Origin of the sequence: Bradyrhizobium sp. 76, from assembly GCF_023073025.1 — a bacterium.
GTDB lineage: Bacteria > Pseudomonadota > Alphaproteobacteria > Rhizobiales > Xanthobacteraceae > Bradyrhizobium.
Map to the genome: position 1 here is coordinate 306,343 of NZ_JADPIS010000103.1, position 18,989 is coordinate 325,331.

The window sequence follows — 18,989 nt, forward strand, 5'->3', positions numbered from 1 at the left end:
GGCGCCCCTTCGCATCGACTACATCCGTCATGGCCGGGCTTGTCCCGGCCATCCACGTCTTTGGAGACAAAACGTGGATGCCCGGCAATGACAAAGACAACATGACCCCCTCCCGCATTCATCGCCTGACGCTGACGCATTTTCGTAATTACCGGGCGGCGGGGCTCGAGGCGAAGGCTGACATGGTGGCGCTGGTCGGGCCGAACGGAGCGGGCAAGACCAATTGCATCGAGGCAATCTCGTTCCTGTCGCCGGGACGCGGCTTGCGGCGCGCGACGCTGGACGACGTCGCCGACAACCAGGGCGACGGCTCCTGGGCGGTGTCGGCACAGGTCGAAGGCGCGCTGGGCCTTGCCACGCTCGGCACCGGCATCGATCCGCCGCGCGCAGACGCCGCGGTCAGCCGGCGCTGCCGCATCGACCGCGAACCGGTTAATTCGGCGGCGTCGTTCGGCGACCACATCCGCATGGTGTGGCTGACGCCGGCGATGGACGGGCTGTTCATGGGAGCGGCGTCCGAGCGCCGGCGCTTCTTCGACCGCCTGGTGCTTGCCATCGACAGCGACCATTCCAGCCGCATCTCCGCGCTCGAACGTTCGCTGCGCTCGCGCAACCGCCTGCTCGAGACCCGCAATTACGACGACCATTGGTGTGACGCGATCGAGCGCGAGACCGCAGAGCTTGCGGTCGCGGTCGCCGCAACCCGCGGCCAGACCGCGGCGCGGCTGATCGGCATGCTCAACGCGCGCGCGCAAGCCTCCGCCTTCCCCTCGGCGCAGATCGCGCTCGACGGCTGGATGGAGAACGCGCTGCTGACGGAGACCGCGACGTCGGTCGAGGATCGCTACCGCCAGATCCTGCGCGACAACCGTCCGCGTGACGCCATCGCGGGTCGCACCACGGATGGTCCGCATCTCACCGATCTGCAGGTGATCTACGCGCCGAAAAGCATGCCGGCGCGCGATGCCTCGACCGGCGAGCAGAAGGCGTTGCTGATCGGGCTGGTGCTGGCGCATGCGAGCCTGGTCGCCGAGATGACGGGCATCGTGCCGCTGCTACTGCTCGACGAGGTCGTCGCGCATCTCGATCCTGGCAGGCGCGCCGCGCTGTTCGACGAGCTGCGCAAGCTCGGCGCGCAGGTGTGGCTGACCGGCGCAGACCCCGCCGCCTTCGCCGAGATCGGCGCCGGGGGCGAGATCTTTGACGTCGAAAGCGGACAGGTATCGGCTCGGCGGTAGTCGCAGCCGTTGAACCGGCCCCATTTCCGCCGCGACTAGTTGCCGGAGGCGGCGCCGACGGCGTCGCGGCCGATTTGCAATCGCGCAATGACATCACGCGCGAACCCTGGAGAGTGAGATGCGGGCGGCAAGGTCCGGGGCGCGAGTCCCGGCACGATGGCAGGCGTTTGCGTGCGGCCTCGTCTTGCTCGCGACGTGCATGCTCGCGGCAAGCGCCGGCGCTTGGATGCCGCAGCCGCTATTTTCGGCCGATCTCATACCCGATCCCGATGCCAAGCTACCCGCACCGACCCGCTACAGCTTTAGGGGAATCCACACCACACTGATGCGGGGCGTCGAAGCGCCGCTTCGCGTCAAGCTCGAAGCCACCGTGCCCGCCGAGCTCAGCGACGTTCTCGCTTTCTATCGCAGGGAGTTCGGAAAGCTCGGCTGGCAGGAGCAGCATGATGGCGCCGTCGTTTCCGCCGATCACGTCCGGCTCGCGTTCGTCTCTCCGCTCGGGCCGGCCATGCTGGAGCTCGGCCGCAAGGACAGCAGCACCTTGGTTCATCTCGTGCAGAAGAACTCGGATACTGCAACCCGGGCGAACGTCATGCCCGAACGGGGCCACGCGAAGCTGGTGTTCAGCAATATCGGCGAGACGGAAGCCGTGCTCGGGATCGACGCGCGGATCATCAAGCGCGCCGGCGGCGCCAACGCCGTATCGCTGGATCTGGCGCCCGGCAAATATCCCTACGAACTGAGCGTACCCGGCCGTCCAGCCTACACCCACATCCTCACTGTCGCAGCCGGCGACGCCTGGGAGCTCACCGTCGGGCGCGACGGCGAGGCATGGTCGCCGCTCCAGCTGTATTGACCAGTTCGGGATCTTTGAACCTGCCCGGTTCCTGCCGCGACTTCTCGTCTGAGGCCCGCCGACGGCGTTGCAGCCGTTGCAATCGCGCGCGCCAAAGCGCCGCGCGGCATCCTGGAGACGTAACGATGGCGATGATCCCGCGCGGGATGCAAATCCCGGCACGATGGCGGCTGCTTGCATGCGGTCTCTTCCTGATGGCGAGCTGCTCGATCGCGGCCGGCGCCGATGAGGGTGTCGTCGACGTCCACGCGCTGCCGCAGCTCGAAGGTGCGGTGGAAGACATTTCGCGCCCCGATCCCTATCGCGTCGAATATCGCGTACCGACGCGGCAGGCGGTGACACTGCCCGCGGTCCAAAAGCTCCTGAGCGACAACGGCTGGGTGCCCTATGTGATGCCGCTTGAGGAGAAAAGCAGCCTGCTGAAGTTCAGGAAGGGACGACAGGGCCTTTCGGTTCATTTCACGCAGGCGCCCGGCCGGCCCGACCAGTCCGTGGTTTACTACACGACCGACCGGATCTACGGCAACGTGCCGTTTCCGGAAGGTGCAAGCGACATCGTGTTCGACGGGACGAGGCCCTATCTCGGCTGCGTCGCACCGACGACGCTCGATGCGACGTCGGATTTCTATGCCAGCCAGATGGCTGCGATCGGCTGGCAGAAGCTCACGCCGGAAACCGCCGCGCGCTGGGCGACCAGCCTGGACGAAACCGTTCCCAACGGCCTGCGCGCGTTCTACGCGCACGCCGATAGCAAGGAGACCGGCTTCTATCAGCAGAAGCCGGTGATGCTGACACTGACGCGCCGCGACGACGGCCGCACCCATGTCGATATCCGGGTCGCACCCTTTGCGCTGCCCAGCGAGCTCAAGGCCGATAGTGATCTGGCCGGCCTGCCACGGCCGAGCCCGACCAAAACGGCCAGGGGCCTCGGCGGCGCGAGCGACAACAAGCGCGAAATGTCGGCCGCCGCGATGGCCGAGTTGCCGGCCGTGCTCGCCTTCTATCACCGCGAGCTCGCCGCGCGCGGCTGGCAGGAGGACGGCAGCGCGCCGCTCGCACCCGGTGACGAGGTCGCGATCAAGATCTCTTCGGCGGAGGAAACCGGCGTGCTGCGGCTTGGCCGCAAATATGATTTCACCATGGTCAGCCTGACCGCGCAGGTGAAGGACTCCGCGCTTGCCGCCCGTGCCAAGGCGAAGAAAGAGGCGGACGAGAAGTTCCTTGGGGATGCGTTAGGTGCGGCCAAGCAGCTCATCACTGCCGACGAAGCAAGGCGCAAGGTGCAGGCGGCCGCGTTGTCCGACGCGCCGCTGAATGCGCTGGCCGACAGCAAGACGCCGGTGCCGCTGCCCGAAAACGCCGAAGGCGTGAAATTCGAGGGCGACGACGGCAGGCTCGAATTCTCCTCGTCATCGACCGTGAAGGCGCTTGCCGCGTTCTATCGCGCATCGCTCAAGCCAGCGGGCTGGAAGGAGCAACCTTCCGTCATCAACCAGCCCAACATGGCGGTGATGGAATTCTCCAAGAGCGGCAAGTCGATCTCGATGACAGTGATGCAGATGGGGCCGAAGGTAAACGTTAGCGCCAACGGCTCCGGTCTTGTTATCGTCGCGGCGAAGCCCGTCGAGGCCAAATCGAACCAAGCCAAGGCGGTCCAGGCCAAATCGAAGGAGCCACTCACGCTCGATCCCGATGTCGCCCTGCCCGTGCCGACGCAGCACAGCTCGACCGGCATCAGCTCCACGAAATTTCCCGGCAGCGACCAGTCGTTCCGGACCGAGCTCGAAGCGAGCATCCCCGCCGAGCTTGGCGAGGTCCTCGCGTTCTATCGCGCGGAGCTGACCAAGCGGGGCTGGCAGGAGAAGGCCGACGGCGCGATCGTCACGGCCGAGCGCGCGGAGCTCGCGTTTACCTCGCCGGAGGGACCGGCCGTGCTGAAGCTTGGCCGCGCCAGGGACGAGACCACGGTCAGCCTGATGCAGCGGAATCCGCAGGCCGCGGCCAAGGCCGACATCATGCCGAAGGCGGGACAGGCGAGGCTGATGCTCGGCAATATGGGACCGAAGGAAGCATCGCTGACGATCAACAATCAAACCGTGAAGATCGCGGCCGGCGCCGGCGGTCCGCAATCGCCGAAAGGCCCGATGCTCGATCTGCCGCCCGGCAAGTACCAGTACGCGCTGCGTCTGCCGGGACGCCCAGCTCGCACCGAGACCCTCACCGTGGCCGCCGGCGATGCCTGGGGCCTCCTGGTGGGGCCAAGCGGAGACGTGCTGCCGCTTCAGATGTATTGAGCTGCAAGGCCGTTCCGGGGGCGTTCCACGCGCCTCGGAACGCCTCTCCTCCCCGAAAAATCCACGCCTTCCAGAGCCCGAAACCGCGTCTCGAATCGCGCTTTTTCCAAGCCGCCGAATCGGCCTTCGAAGGCCTTGAAAATCGGCCGAAAAATCCCATCTAATCAAAGACTTGCAAGGAGATACTTTGCGCTAGGCGCAATCCGTCTTTCGTGGCACAAATAGCCCGCATATCAGCGCCTTTTGCGCCGCTGATTCGGGCGACATCTCGAAGGCCTCTCATGACAGAACCTGCTCGGCAGACGCCTGCCGAAAACGAACCCTCAAATCCGAGCGATTACGGGGCGGAATCGATCCGCGTGCTCAAGGGTCTCGACGCCGTACGCAAGCGCCCGGGCATGTATATCGGCGACACCGATGACGGCTCAGGCCTGCATCATATGGTCTACGAGGTCGTCGACAATGCGATCGACGAAGCGCTCGCGGGCCATGCCACTCGCGTCGACGTGATCCTCAATTCCGACAATTCCGTCACCGTGCGCGACGACGGCCGCGGCATTCCCGTCGACATCCATAAGGGCGAAGGTATTTCGGCGGCCGAGGTCATCATGACCCAGCTCCATGCCGGCGGTAAGTTCGACCAGAATTCCTACAAGGTTTCCGGCGGCCTGCACGGCGTCGGCGTCTCCGTCGTCAACGCGCTGTCGAGCAAGCTCGGCTTGCGCATCTGGCGCGACAACAAGGAACACTACATCGAATTCGCCCATGGCGATGCGGTCGCGCCGCTCAAGGTGGTCGGCGATGCGCCCGGCAGGCGTGGCACCGAGGTGACGTTCCAGGCCTCGACGGAAACCTTCAAGAACATCGAGTATGATTTCGCCACGCTGGAGCACCGGCTGCGCGAGCTCGCCTTCCTCAACTCCGGCGTCAACATCGCTCTCTCCGACATGCGTCACGCCGTCGAGAAGCGCGAGGAGATGCACTATTCCGGCGGCGTCGAGGAATTCGTCAAATATCTCGACCGCAACAAGAAGGCGATCGTGCCAGCGCCGATCATGGTGCGCGCGGAAGCCAACGGCATCGGCGTCGAGGCCGCGCTGTGGTGGAACGACAGCTACCACGAGAACGTGCTGTGCTTCACCAACAACATCCCGCAGCGCGACGGCGGCACCCATCTCGCCGGTTTCCGCGGCGCGCTGACGCGCCAGGTCAACGGCTATGCCGAGGCCAACGCGAAAAAAGAGAAAATCGCGCTCACCGGCGATGATTGCCGCGAAGGCCTCACCGCTGTGCTGTCGGTGAAGGTGCCGGATCCAAAATTCTCGTCGCAGACCAAGGACAAGCTGGTGTCCTCGGAAGTGCGCCCCGTGGTCGAGAACGTGCTCAACGAGGCGCTGCAGGCCTGGTTCGAGGAGCATCCCTCCGAAGCCAAGATGATCGTCGGCAAGGTGATCCAGGCGGCCGCGGCCCGCGAAGCCGCGCGAAAAGCGCGCGAGCTGACGCGCAAGAGCCCGCTCTCGGTCTCCTCGCTGCCCGGCAAGCTCGCCGACTGCCAGGAAAAGGACCCGGCGAAATCCGAGCTCTTCATCGTCGAGGGTGACTCGGCAGGCGGCAGCGCCAAGCAGGGCCGCAACCGCGAATTCCAGGCCGTGCTGCCGCTGCGCGGCAAGATCCTCAATGTCGAACGCGTGCGTCCCGACAAGATGCTGCACAGCGAGCAGATCGGCACGCTGATCACCGCGCTCGGCACCGGCATCAGCGACGAATTCTCGATCGAGAAGCTGCGCTATCACAAGATCATCGTGATGACGGACGCCGACGTCGACGGCGCCCACATCCGCACGCTGCTGCTGACTTTCTTCTACCGGCAGATGCGCGAGATCATCGACGGCGGCTATCTCTACATCGCCCAGCCGCCGCTCTATAAGGTCAACCGCGGCAAGTCCGAGCAATATCTGAAGGACGAGCGGGCGCTGGAAGATTATCTGATCGATACCGGACTCGACGACTGCGTCTACATTCCCGGCACCGGCGGCGATCGCACCGGCCGCGACCTGCGCTCGCTGGTCGACGACGCCCGTGCCGTTCGCGGCGTCCTGCGCAGCCTGCACACCCGCTACAATCGCAAGGTGATCGAGCAGGCTGCCATCACCGGCGTGCTCAACAAGGCGATCTACGGCGATCGGGAGAAAGCCGCCGCGGCCGCGCAATACATCGCCGCCCGCCTCGACACGCTCACCGACGAGGTCGAGCGCGGCTGGATCGGTCAATACGTCGAAGGCCATGGTTTCCAGTTCGAGCGCACGGTGCGCGGCGTCAAGGACGTCGCCCTCATCGACGACGCGTTCCTGGGCTCGGTCGAAGCCCGCAAGCTCGACGAGTACACGGTCAAGCTCCAGGACGTTTACGCCCGCCCCGGCAAGCTGCGGCGCAAGGATACCGAGCACATGGTCTACGGCCCGGTCGATCTGTTCGAAGCCGTCACAGACGCCGGCCGCAAGGGCGTCTCGCTGCAGCGCTACAAAGGGCTGGGCGAGATGAATCCGGAGCAGCTCTGGCAGACGACGCTGGACGTCAATGCGCGATCACTGCTCCAGGTGAAGGTCAAGGAGGTCGACGAGGCCGACGACATCTTCACCAAGCTGATGGGCGACGTGGTCGAGCCGCGCCGCGACTTCATCCAGGAACATTCGCTGAGCGCGACGATCGATATCTGAGATCGGATGGCTTTGGACGGTCGTCATGCCCGGGCTTGTCCCGCCTGCGCGGCCGAAGCCGCTTCGGCGAGGCGAAGGCCCGGGCATCTACGTTCTCCGTGCATCTGGCAAAGGCGTGGATGGCTAGGACAAGCCCGGCCATGACGTAGAGACACCTCGGCTGAACCTCCCCCCGCCCTCGCAACAAGTGCAGAATTGCTCCCGCGCTCAATTCTCGGTAGCTTCCGCCTCGAAAACCCGCCCCCCACTCAATACGACAGCGAGAGACCCCGTGGCGCCCATCCAGTACATCGTCGAGGGCGGTCACCGGCTCTCGGGCTCGATCGAGCCTTCCGGCAACAAGAATGCGGCCCTGCCGATCATCGCGGCAGCCCTGCTCACCGAGCAGTCGGTGACCTTGGAAAACGTGCCGCGGATCCGCGACACCGAGACGCTGGTCGAGCTGATCCGCTCGGTCGGCGCGGCGGCGGAATGGACCGCCCGCAACACGCTTCACATTCACGCCAAGAGCATCCGCGCCGCCGATCTCGATCCGGACTTGTGCGTCCGCATCCGCGCCTCGATCCTGCTCGCGGGCCCCCTGCTCGCCCGCTGCGGCGAAGTGATGCTGCCGCCGCCCGGCGGCGACGTCATCGGCCGCCGCAGGCTCGACACGCATGTGCTCGCGCTCGAGCAATTGGGAGCCAAGGTCACCGCGACCGACCGGCTCGAATTCCGCGCTTCGAAACTGACCGGCGCCGACGTGTTCCTGGACGAGCCCAGCGTGACCGCGACCGAGAACGCGCTGGTCGCAGCCGTCGCCGCCGAAGGCACCACGTATTTGCGCAACGCCGCGTCCGAGCCGCATGTGCAGGACCTCGCCAACTTCCTGGTCGCGCTCGGCGCTGGGATCGAGGGCATCGGCACCAACACCATGATCGTGCACGGTCCGGCGACGCTGGGTGGCGCGACCTACCGGATCCAGCCCGACCATATCGAGGTCGGCTCGCTGATCGGGCTTGCCGCCGTGACGCGTTCGCCGCTTCGCATCGTACGCGCGGGCGTCGAGCATCTGCGCTCGATCCGCATGGGATTCGAGCGGCTCGGCATCGTCTGCCGCATCGAGGGCGACGATCTCATCGTGCCCTCGAACCAGACGCTGAAGATCCAGGACGATTTTGGCGGCCACGTGCCGAAGCTGGAGGACCAGCCCTGGCCGGCCTTTCCCGCCGATCTGATGTCGATCGCGATCGTCACGGCCACGCAATGCGAGGGCGTGATCCTAATGTTCGAGAAGATGTTCGAATCGCGGATGTTCTTCGTCGACAAGCTGATCGCGATGGGTGCGCGCATCGTGCTGTGCGACCCGCATCGCGCCATCATCGCCGGTCCAAGCCGGCTGCACGGCGCGACGATGACCTCACCCGACATTCGCGCCGGAATGGCCATGCTGCTCGCGGCCGTCTGCGCCGAGGGCACCTCCACGATCAACAACGCCGACCAGATCGAGCGCGGCTACGAGCGCATCGACGAACGGCTGAATGCACTCGGCGCGAAGATCAGGCGCGTGCCGGAACGGAAGGGCTGAGAGTTTCTTCCCTTCTCCCCTTGTGGGAGAAGGTGGCATAAGCGGCCTTCGGCCGCCGTTTTTAAGAACGCCGAAGCTTCGCATCGGCTATGGCGCCGGATGAGGGGTTGCTTCAGCGAGTCCTGCTGCTTGAGGGCCGTACGCGGAGAGATACCCCTCACCCGTCTCGCCGCTAGGCGGCGAGCCACCCTCTCCCGCAAGGGGAAGACCAAGCCATGTTTTCGTCGCCCGGCCGTGCTATTGATCCGCCATGCTCGACACCGTCCAGCCTCGTTCGCAGCCGCAAGCCGGCGCGCCGCTAAACCCTCTCGCCGACGAATTCGTCGAGACGCTGCGGCTGGCCGTGCCGATGACGCTGACGCAACTCGGGCAGATCGCGATGATCACGACCGATCTTGCGCTGATCGGCCGGCTCGGCGAGAGCGCGGTGGCAGCAGCGGCACTGGCGCATACGGTCTATTTCGTCAGCTTCACGTTCGGGCTCGGATTGATGGCGGCGGTATCACCGCTGGTCGCGCAGGCGTTCGGCGCCGGCGATGTCAGGCGCATCCGCCGCTCCTTACGCGTCGGCCTGTCGGTCGCGCTGCTGATCTCGCTGCCGATGATGGCCTCGCCGCTCTATGGCGAGCACATCCTGGTTGTACTCGGTCAGGCGCCGCACTCGGCCGCACTCGCCCAGCGCTATCTGAATGGGCTGGCCTGGGGCATCGCGCCGGCGCTCGGCTTCATCGCGCTGCGCAGCATGATGAGCGCGGTGAACCGGCCGCAGGCGCCGCTGTGGATCACGCTCGCGGCGATCCCCGTCAATGCCGCGCTGGTCTATGTCCTGATCCACGGCCTGTTCGGCCTGCCGGAGCTCGGCCTGTTCGGCGCGGGGCTTGCGACCACGCTGGTCAATCTCGGCTCGTTCGCCGCCACGCTCGCCATTGCGGGGCTGCGCAAGCCGTTCGCGGACTATCGTCCGCTTGCCCATCTCTGGCGGATCGACTGGCCCCTGATGCGCAAGCTCATCGCGATCGGCGCGCCGATCTCGTTCTCGCTGCTGCTGGAATATGGCCTGTTCTCTTCGGCCGCGCTGCTGATGGGATTGATCTCGACCACGGCGCTCGCGGCGCATCAGATCGCGCTCCAGGTCACCGCCGTGCTGTTCATGGTCCCGCTCGGCATCGGCATGGCGGCCACCGTGCGGGTAGGTCACGCCTTCGGCCGGGGCGAGCCGCTTGCGGTGAAGCGCGCAGGTCTCGCCGCAGCCGTGATCGGGATCGCGTTCGTCTCGGCTCTGACCGTCGCGATCATCTTCGGCCGCTATGAGCTGGGACGGTTGTTCTTCGGCAGCGGCGAGGCCAGTATGGCGACCGTCGAACTGACCGCGACGCTGCTGCTGGTCGGCGCAACCTTCTTCATCGCGGATGCGATCCAGACCATCATGGGCGGCGCGTTGCGCGGCATCAATGACACCAGGATGACGCTGGTATTCGCCGCGATCGGCTATTGGTGCGTGGGCTTTCCCATCGCCTGGTGGCTGGCTTTTCACGCCGATCTCGGCGCGGTCGGGGTCTGGATCGGACTGTCGATCGGATCGTTCGTCTATGCCGGACTTCTGATCTTGCGCTTCCGGATGCTGACGCGCAAACTGGCCGGATGAACGGGACCGTCCGCGAAGTCACCCCTGAGGTCGACGCCGAAGCCGTGCTGGCAGGTGCGCAATTCATCGACACGTTTCGCGTCGAGATCGGCGCGGCGACGGTGAATGCCCGCGAGGCCTGCACGAGGATGGTGCTGCACGGTCCGCGCTGGATCGATGCGCTGACACGCCTGCGCAACATCCTGGTGACGCCCTTTGGATTGAAGAAATCGGGTGAAGGCGCACCGGCGCCGGGCGGCCTGATCGGCCTGTTTCCGGTGCTCAGCGAAACGCCGGAACGGCTGGTCGCGGGCTTCGACGATTCCCATCTCGACTTCCGCATCGTGGTCGAGGTTGCCGGCGAAGCGGTGCTGCGCCACGTCACCTTGACCACGCTGGTGCGGACCAACAATCTGCTGGGCCGCACCTATCTCGCGCTCATCACGCCCTTCCACAAGCTTGTGGCCCGCAGCATGATGGGGCGGCTCGCGGAGCCGGCCCGATGACGCTCTCCGTCGACCTCTTCTACTCCTTTCGCAGTCCGTTCAGCTATCTGGCCCTGCCCAAGACGCTCAAGCTGGTCGAAACCTACGATCTGGCGGTCAATGTGCGGCCGGTCTATCCGCTCGCAGTCCGCGTGCCCGGGTTTTTCAAGAAGGCGAGCCCGAACTTCATTCGCTATGTGGTGCTCGACAGCACGCGCGTCGCGCAGCACGAGGGCATTCCGTTCCGCTTTCCCAGGCCCGATCCGATCGTGCAGGACAAGGTGACGTTCGACGTCGCGGCGGAGCAGCCCTACATCCACCGTCTGACCCGGCTTGGTGCCATGGCGCAGCTTGAGGGACGCCCGCTCGCATTCACCGATGCGATCGCCCGCGTGCTGTGGGACGGCTCGGTGGCGGGCTGGAACGAAGGCGATCATCTCGCGCGCGCCGCCGCCAAGGCCGGCTTCGATCTCGTCGCGATGGATGCCGCGATCACCGCGGACCCGGATCGCTACGAGCAGGTAATCACTGAGAACGAGAAGGACCACGCCGCCTCCGGCCATTGGGGCGTGCCGACCTTCGTGTTCGACAACGAGCCGTTCTTCGGTCAGGACCGCATCGATTTGCTGGTCTGGCGCATGGAGAGCAAGGGCCTGATGCGGCGCTAGCTCACTCCGCCACGCGCGCGGGCTTGTCGGTCGCGGCCTCGGACCATTCGCCGACGACGCGATCGAGATCGCAGAGATTCTGGTGCATCTGCTCCAGCGAGAAGCCGAGCGCGAAGAAGCGCTCCGCGGTGTCGCTGGGCTGGCCCCGGATCAGGCCGTCCTGGCGCACGGCGGCGACCGCCTCGGCATAATGTTGGAGCGCGACATGCACGGGGTGGATCGGCGGGGCGCCGGCGCCTTCGCGCAACGCCGCGGCGGCCGAACGCAGGAAGCGTGCGATCACGGTCGAGACTTCCGTCAGCGGCGCGGCAAGCCGCGTCTGCACCTCGGCCGGCAACGGCACCACCGTGGAGCGGCCGATCATCACGACGTCATGGCGCAAGCGCAAGATCGTGCGCAACAACGGGCCGGTGTCCGGCCCGCTCGACAATCGCGCAGAGCGCTCGCGCTCGGCTTCGGCGCCGATGGTATTCATGCCGACCATTGCGGTGCCGATACCGTCCTGAATCCGGTGCAGCGCGTCGTTGTCCCGGCCGCGCGTCAGGCCCGCGAGCAATTCGGTGAAGGCCTCCGCGATCAATTCGAGCAGCTTCGCCGCGCTGGCGCGGATTTGCCGCACCGCGCGCGAGGGCAGCACCAGGAACGAGACCAGCAGCCCCGTCACCGCGCCGACCGCGACTTCGCTGACGCGATCGATCGCCGAGGCCATGGGATCGGCATGATGCATCGAGGGAAGCACGAGCACGATCACGGCCGTCACCGTTGCAGAGCTCAGATTCGGATAGATCGATGCGACAAAGGCAAGCGGCGCCACGGCCAGCACCAGCAGGCCCAGCAGGCCCAGTTCACCGGAATAGGGGATCAGGATCGCGATGGCGCCGCCATAGATCGCGCCGCCGATGGTGCCGAGCATGTAGTCGCGCGTCGCCTTCAGCGAGCGCCCGACGCTCATCTGGGTGACGATGATGGAGGTGAGGACGGCCCAGAGCGGTAACAAGAGATGCAGCGCGGTGGCGAGCGCGTAGGCGCCGGTGGCCGCCACCGTGACCCGGATCGCCAACCCCAATTGGGTCTTTCGCGACCAGACCCGGTCGAACAGCTCTCCTGCGAATGCCATCGTCCTATCCCGATCCAATTCTGGTAAAGCCAGCCAAAAGCATAGCTGATGCCCGCGGCCCCGAGGCCGCTTGAAAGGCCAAATCAGCCCGCCTAACTTGCGCGCCAAAACGAGGAAACACGATGGCTCACGAAACCGCAACGCTCGCCGCCTATGTCGCCAACCTGAAATTTCAGGATATTCCGGCGGAAGTGCTGGATCGGGCAAAAGTGCTGACGCTGGACTTCCTCGGAAGCGCCATCCGGGCCCGCAGCGAAGCGGAATCGACCCCCTCGATCCTGAAGATGCTGGAGGCCCTTGCGCTCGATACCAAGGGCGAATCCACCGTGTTCGGCGACAGCAAGACCTGGACGCCGGCGGTCGCGGCGCTGCTCAACGGCGCGCTCGGCCATTCCCTCGACTTCGACGACACCCATGCGGACTCCTCGCTGCATCCGAGCGCGCCGGTGGTTCCGGCCGCCTTCGCCATCGGCGAGATGGTCGCCGCGTCGGGCCGCGACGTGCTGACCGCGATCGTTGCGGGCTATGAGGTCTGCTGCCGGCTCGGCAACGCACTCGACCCGACCTCGCATTACGCCCGCGGCTTTCATCCGACCGCCACCGCCGGCACCTATGGCGCAGCCTCGGCCGCCGGCAAATTGTTCGGCCTCTCCGAGCAACAGCTCATCGCCGCCTTCGGCGTCGCCGGCAGCCAGGCCGCGGGCTCGCTGCAATTCCTGGTCAATGGCGCCTGGAACAAGCGCTATCAGGTCGGCGCCGCCGCGATGAACGGCGTGATCGCCGCGACGCTGGCGCGCAACGACTTCGTCGGCGCGACGGAATCGGTCGAGGGCAAGCACGGCCTGCTCGCCGGCTACACCGACGACGCGCATCCCGAAAAGGCGGTCGCCGAGCTCGGCAAGACCTACGAGACCATGAAGATCGGCGTCAAACCGTATCCGAGCTGCCGCTATACCCACGCCGCGATCGACGCACTGATCGCGATGCGGCGCGAGCACAATCTGACGCCCGATCAGGTCAAGCGCGTCGAGATCGGACTGCATCGCAACGGCATCACGCTCACGGGCGACGCCGCGACCAAGCGGCACCCGACCTCGATCGTCGGCGGCCAGTTCTCGATGTTCTTCACCGGCGCGCTCGCGCTCGACCAGGGCTCATTTGGCTGGGACGACTACACCCGCCTCGGCGACGCCGCCATCGACGCGCTCGCCGACAAGTTCGACGTGGTGCAGGACGATCGGCTCGAAGTCGGCCGCACCCACCCCTTCGGCGCCCGCGTGAGCATCACGACGGACGACGGCGTGCATGAGCGGCTGTATGCCGATCCCTCGGGAGAGCCGACCTCCTTCCCCGACGCGCAGGCGATGCAGCAGAAGTTCTTGACGCTGGCCCGTCCGGTGCTGAATGCGCGCGCGGAGAAATTCGCGGACGCGATCATGACGCTGGAGCGGTTCGATCGCGTGGCGAAGGCGACGGAGCTGGGAAGGTAACTCCTAATCCACCCTCGCGACTTTCCCTTTGTCGCGCGTTGCTGCCACGACATCCCGCACCAGACCGAACACGCCATCCGCTTCCGGCGGCCGGTTCGGCGAGCGGCCCATCCGCACGATCACCAGACGCTCCGACGGAATCACGATCGTGTATTGCCCGATCGTGCCCTTGGCGAAGAAGGCATCGCGCGGCCAGCCGTGACCGATGCGGAAGGTCGCACCAAAGCTGTCGCCCTGGTTGGTCCAGAAGCCGGCGCCGATGCCGACCCACGCATTGGACGTCGCCGACGCCGAGTAATTCACCCAGCCCTCGGGCAGGATGCGCCTGCCGCCGGCGACGCCGTCGTTGAGATAGAGCTGGCCGAAGCGCGCCCAGTCGCGCGCGGATGCGAGCATCTCGCTCGATCCCTTGATCGTCCCCGCGCCGTCGAGCTGGAGCGTGACGTGGCGCATGCCGAGCGGCGCGAACAATTCGCGGCGCGCGAAGGCAAGCGCATCCGCCGGATTGCCGCCGGCAGCGTTCCGGATCAGATGCGCGAGCATGATGGTGTTGCCATCGTGATAATTCCACACGGCGCCCGGCGACGTCGCAAGCGGCATGCTCGCGGCATAGGCGGCCATGTCGGCCTCTACGAATTTCATGCGATTGACCGGCTCGAACGCGGAGCCGAGCGAGGCCTGAAGCGAGCTGCCGAGCGCCAGGCCGGCGGTGTGGCGCAGCAATTGATCGACGGTGATCGCGTGACGGGGATCGTCCGGATTTGTCCAGGCGGCGACCGGTGCGGGCCCGTCGAGTTTCAGTCTGCCCTGACGCACGAGGATCCCGGTGAGAGCAGAGATCACGGACTTCGTCATGGAGAAGCCGAGCAGCGGCGTCTCCGGTCCGATGCCGTCCGCATAGCGCTCGGCGATGATGCGGCCCGACTTCATGACGACGATTGCGCGGGTGCGGCGGAATGGCGGGGATATCGGCTCAGCGAAGGCGTGATCGAGCGCGGCTGACAGCTCCGGGCTCTGCGGCGACACGACCGCGGGGCCGGCGATCTCGGGCAGCAACGCCGGCTGCCTGTCATCCGGCGGCACGTCGGTGATCCTTCCGCCGTGCTCAAGCGTGCAGCCGAGTCCCTCGCGATAGACGGCGTGGCTGCGGCCGATGCCGAACAGCGTCACCGTGACGTCCTTGCGCATGCGATCGACCTGATAGTCCATCGCCCAGGTGAGCAAACCGGCGCCCGGCATCGCATCAATGGTCTCGGTCAAACTACGCCTGACATCGAGGCCCGAGACAAACGTCTCCGAGCAGAGCACGTCGGCGATGAAGCCGGTGGCGACCTTGGGCACGTCATGGGCGCGAACCGCGCCGAGCGCGAGGCCGGCAGAAGCGATGGCGGTGGTGAGAAGGACGATCTTGCGGCGGCGGGTCACGGGCTTGCTCCGGCTTGAGGCGCGTGCCGGAGACGAAGCGGCATTCACGCGATGCCCGCTCGCCGGATTTGGAAAACGGCATAGCCGAAAGCCGCGAGACGCTCGCCGATTCCAAAATAACCTAGATATTACAGCACCCTAAAGCTTAGGCAGCATTGACCTTGAGCCGCCGGTATTCCGTCGGCGTCACCCCGGTCACGGCCTTGAAGGCGCGGTTGAACGGGCCGAGCGACTGGAAGCCGGAATCCATCGCGATGGTGATGACGGGGACCTCGGCTTGGGCAGGATCGGCCAGCGCGGCCTTGGCCTCCTCGATCCGGTGGTTGTTCAGGAACACATTGAAATTGCGGTAGCCGAGCCCCTGGTTAATCAGCCGGCGCAGCCGGTATTCGGGGATCTTCAGCCGGCCCGCCAGCACGCCGATGCTGATGTTCTCCTGGCGATAGATCCGTTCGTCCGCCATCAGCCGCATCAGGGCGTCGATCAGCTTTTGGTCGGCGGCATCCTCGCCGACAGGCTGGCTCGCCGCGATCGCGGGCGCAGCCTCCGCGGCGGCTGGAAACAGGTCGGCGCCATCGACCCGCATCATCGCATAGGCGATGGCCGCGACGATGCCGGCGAGCACGCCTGTATTGACGGTGTTGGCGACATCGCCGACGTCACTGCCGCCGACAAGGATCTGGAGCAGCGCGTTCAATCCGCCATAGAGCGCGGCGGCACAGACGATGAAGACGCGAACACGGCGGCGGCGCTCGACCAGATCGGCTGACCATGAGCCGATCGTCTGCATGATCGCGAGCGCAATGAAGCCGAGCACAATCAGGTTCACCGCGGTGAGGGCGACCCGGAAATGTCCGCTCGGCGCGATCCAGAGACAGCTGACGAAGCTGAAGGCTGTCACCAGCCCCCAGGTCAATCCGTGCCACCGGCGCAGGCGAAACTCGTCGTCGAACAGCGCGCGCGTGAACTGCCAGAACACCACGATATTGCCGGTTGAGAGCGCGATCAGCGGCGCATGCCATGCCGGGACCAGCGATGATGTTCCGACAGAATAGCTCACAGCATGCGCGGCCGAGCCGAGCGCAAAGGCCGCACCGAGCCGGGCTGCCAGCACATTGCGGAAATCGCTGACAAGCGATGCTGCCAGCACTAATAGCAACGCCACAGAAGCGGCGCGGAATGCGAGTTCAAGGGCGGCTGACGTCATCAGATGCTGTGGCCATCGGTATGGGCGAGCCGAACATCGTCCGTCCAATTGGTTTTTTCAAGCACCATCCGCACCACAGCTGTCATCGTCCGGCTTGACCGGACGATCCAGGACTCCGAGACGGCGGTGATCGAACCGAGTGGCCGCGGCGTACTGGATCGCCCGCTTTCGCGGGGCGATGACGGCGGAGTATGTGGTCCAGGCTTAGCCGCGACGGCCGCACGAAATCCTGCTACGATTTAGCTCGAAAAAACCAAAAGGAGTCCACCATGAGCTGGCAACCCTCGAACGATCCCGTGCTCGGCGATCCCATGTCCTGCGATGCGCTCGATCTCGTCATCGTGCCGCGCACGCGCGATCTCGGCGACGGCTTCGCGGTACGCCGCGCGTTGCCGCACGGCAAGCGGCAGATGGTCGGACCCTTCATCTTCTTCGACCATTTCGGGCCGGTGCAATTCGTCTCAGGCAAGGGCATGGACGTGCGGCCACACCCGCATATCGGGCTTGCGACCGTCACCTATCTGTTCGACGGCGCGATCATGCATCGCGACAGCGAGGGCAACATCCAGGAGATCCAGCCCGGCGCGATGAATTTGATGACGGCCGGCCGCGGCATCGCGCATTCCGAGCGCACGCCGGATGTGCAGCGCGCCTCGGGGCAGAAGATGCTGGGCCTGCAAAGCTGGATCGCGCTGCCGGCAGGATCGGAAGAAATCGCCCCTTCGTTTCAGCACTACGGGGCGGGTGACCTGCCGATGGTCTCCGAGCGCGACTTCACCGCGAAGGTGATCGCGGGCTCGGCCTTCGGCGTCACCTCGCCTGTTTCGATGGTCTCGCCCTGGTTCTATACCGAGGTCACGGCGGTCGCGGGCGCGACCGTGCCGCTCGATCCCGATCACGAAGAGCGTGCCATCTACGTCGTCGACGGCGAGGTCGAGATCGCGAACGAGCGCTACGAAGGGCCGCGGCTGCTGATCTTCCGGCCGGGCGACCGCATCACGGTGAAGGCGCTCAAAGCCACGCGGATGATGTTTCTGGGCGGCGACGCCCTGGAAGGCCCGCGCCACATCTGGTGGAATTTCGTCTCCTCCAGCAAGGAGCGGATCGAGCAGGCTAAGCAGGACTGGAAAACCGGCCGCTTCGCCGCGGTTCCGCAGGAACATGAGTTCATTCCGCTGCCGGAATAGGCTATCCCGGTTTCCGGTCGCGCGAACAGGCGCGGCCGGATGTCCTGTCGCAAGGCCTTGCTCCGAAAGTTCTGCCGATGACCACGATGCTCTCCAGCGACCTGCCGCTGCCCAAGATCGGGCGCGGCAAGGTACGCGATATCTACGCCGTCGACGACGACCGCCTGCTGCTCGTCACCACCGACCGCATCAGCGCCTTCGACGTTGTGATGGGCGAGACCATTCCGATGAAGGGCGCGGTGCTGACGCAAATCAGCGCGTTCTGGTTCAACGAGCTTGAAGGCGTGGTGCCGCATCACATGATCAGCGCCGACACCGACGAGATCATCGCCGCCGTGCCGGCCTTGAAGCCGCATCGCGCCGAAATTCTCGGCCGCGCCATGCTCTGCCGCCGCACCACGGTGTTTCCGATCGAATGCGTCATCCGCGGCTACCTCTCGGGCTCGGCCTGGAAGGAATATGCAGCCAGCGGCACACTGGCCGGCGAGAAGCTGAAAGCAGGTCTGGTCGAGAGCGAGAAGCTGGAGCCTTCGATCTTCAGCCCCGCGACCAAGGCCGAGACCGGCCATGATGAGAACATCACCATCGCGAAGATGCGCCAGGTCGTCGGCGACGAGACGGCTTACACGCTCGAGAGCATGACGCGCGCGATCTACACGCTCGGCGAGGAGCTCGCCCGCGAGCAGGGCATCATCATCGCCGACACCAAGTTCGAATTCGGCCGCGACAAGAACGGCCGCATCATCCTGATCGACGAAGTCATGACGCCGGACTCCTCGCGTTTCTGGGCCGTCGACACCTACAAGCCGGGCCAGCCGCAGGCGAGCTTCGACAAGCAGCCCTTGCGCGACTATCTCGACGTCGAGCGCCGCGCCGGCCGCTGGAATGGCGACGCCCCGCCGCCGCCTTTACCCGCAAGCGTGGTGGACGCGACCAGCAAGCGGTATCTGGAAGCATATCGCCGCGTGACGGGGCAGGATTTGAAGATCTAGCCCCACTCGGCACCTCTCGCTCCGTCATTGCCGGCCGGCTCGATGCCTCCCCGGCGTCGTCCTGGCGAAAGCCAGGACCCATACCGCGAGGTTTATCGCGTGCGTTCGGTGCAAATCCCGAA

General features: G+C 65.7%; 14 protein-coding genes. 11 read left to right on the forward strand and 3 right to left on the reverse strand.

The genetic code is table 11. The features are described 5' to 3' along the window. The first annotated feature begins 101 nt into the window (after nt 1-101). The 8 genes from recF to IVB48_RS27805 all read left to right on the forward strand — a co-directional run bounded on the left by recF (nt 102) and on the right by IVB48_RS27805 (nt 11,449). Complete coding sequence (gene recF / locus IVB48_RS27770) at nt 102-1,238, forward strand: DNA replication/repair protein RecF (RefSeq protein ID WP_247405457.1); 1,137 nt, start codon at nt 102-104, stop codon at nt 1,236-1,238. A 118-nt stretch (nt 1,239-1,356) separates the two neighbouring features. Further along, nucleotides 1,357-2,094, forward strand: a complete 738-nt coding sequence (locus IVB48_RS27775; protein WP_247404887.1) for a hypothetical protein — start codon at nt 1,357-1,359, stop codon at nt 2,092-2,094. Nucleotides 2,095-2,219: 125 nt separating this feature from the next. Beyond that, nucleotides 2,220-4,388, forward strand: a complete 2,169-nt coding sequence (locus IVB48_RS27780) for a hypothetical protein (RefSeq protein WP_247404890.1) — start codon at nt 2,220-2,222, stop codon at nt 4,386-4,388. A gap of 281 nt (nt 4,389-4,669) precedes the next feature. Next, nucleotides 4,670-7,105: a DNA topoisomerase (ATP-hydrolyzing) subunit B gene (gyrB, locus tag IVB48_RS27785; RefSeq protein WP_247404892.1), complete on the forward strand. Its 2,436-nt coding sequence runs from the start codon at nt 4,670-4,672 to the stop codon at nt 7,103-7,105. Between the two features lie 271 nt (nt 7,106-7,376). Then, nucleotides 7,377-8,672, forward strand: coding sequence for a UDP-N-acetylglucosamine 1-carboxyvinyltransferase (gene murA, locus IVB48_RS27790; RefSeq protein WP_247404896.1), 1,296 nt, complete (start codon nt 7,377-7,379; stop codon nt 8,670-8,672). Nucleotides 8,673-8,922: 250 nt separating this feature from the next. Continuing rightward, the gene (locus IVB48_RS27795; RefSeq protein ID WP_247404899.1) at nt 8,923-10,317 is read left to right on the forward strand and encodes an MATE family efflux transporter; all 1,395 of its coding nucleotides are present in this window, start codon (nt 8,923-8,925) and stop codon (nt 10,315-10,317) included. Then, complete coding sequence (locus tag IVB48_RS27800; protein WP_247404903.1) at nt 10,314-10,802, forward strand: DUF2867 domain-containing protein; 489 nt, start codon at nt 10,314-10,316, stop codon at nt 10,800-10,802. Before IVB48_RS27795 ends, IVB48_RS27800 begins: the two co-directional genes overlap by 4 nt. After that, nucleotides 10,799-11,449, forward strand: coding sequence for a 2-hydroxychromene-2-carboxylate isomerase (locus tag IVB48_RS27805; protein ID WP_247404906.1), 651 nt, complete (start codon nt 10,799-10,801; stop codon nt 11,447-11,449). The genes IVB48_RS27800 and IVB48_RS27805 overlap by 4 nt, the downstream gene beginning before the upstream one ends. Before the next feature lies 1 nt (nt 11,450). Here IVB48_RS27805 and IVB48_RS27810 read toward each other — a convergent pair whose 3' ends face one another. Then, nucleotides 11,451-12,566 (reverse strand): FUSC family protein, encoded by a 1,116-nt coding sequence (locus IVB48_RS27810; protein WP_247404909.1) that lies wholly within the window; start codon nt 12,564-12,566, stop codon nt 11,451-11,453. Between the two features lie 122 nt (nt 12,567-12,688). Here IVB48_RS27810 and IVB48_RS27815 point away from each other — a divergent pair, with 122 nt between their 5' ends. Beyond that, nucleotides 12,689-14,056, forward strand: a complete 1,368-nt coding sequence (locus IVB48_RS27815; RefSeq protein WP_247404912.1) for an MmgE/PrpD family protein — start codon at nt 12,689-12,691, stop codon at nt 14,054-14,056. Nucleotides 14,057-14,059: 3 nt separating this feature from the next. Here IVB48_RS27815 and IVB48_RS27820 read toward each other — a convergent pair whose 3' ends face one another. Then, nucleotides 14,060-15,481 carry a serine hydrolase gene (locus IVB48_RS27820; protein ID WP_247404915.1) on the reverse strand — a complete coding sequence of 474 codons (1,422 nt, stop codon included), beginning with the start codon at nt 15,479-15,481 and terminating at the stop codon, nt 14,060-14,062. A gap of 145 nt (nt 15,482-15,626) precedes the next feature. Further along, nucleotides 15,627-16,688: a helix-turn-helix domain-containing protein gene (locus IVB48_RS27825; protein ID WP_247404919.1), complete on the reverse strand. Its 1,062-nt coding sequence runs from the start codon at nt 16,686-16,688 to the stop codon at nt 15,627-15,629. 269 nt (nt 16,689-16,957) lie between these two features. On the opposite strand from IVB48_RS27825, the gene IVB48_RS27830 reads away from it, so the two are divergent. Continuing rightward, nucleotides 16,958-17,875: a pirin family protein gene (locus IVB48_RS27830; RefSeq protein WP_247404922.1), complete on the forward strand. Its 918-nt coding sequence runs from the start codon at nt 16,958-16,960 to the stop codon at nt 17,873-17,875. A gap of 77 nt (nt 17,876-17,952) precedes the next feature. Next, entirely contained in the window at nt 17,953-18,867 is a 915-nt protein-coding gene (locus IVB48_RS27835) for a phosphoribosylaminoimidazolesuccinocarboxamide synthase (protein WP_247404925.1), read from the forward strand. The last annotated feature ends 122 nt before the right edge of the window (nt 18,868-18,989 follow it).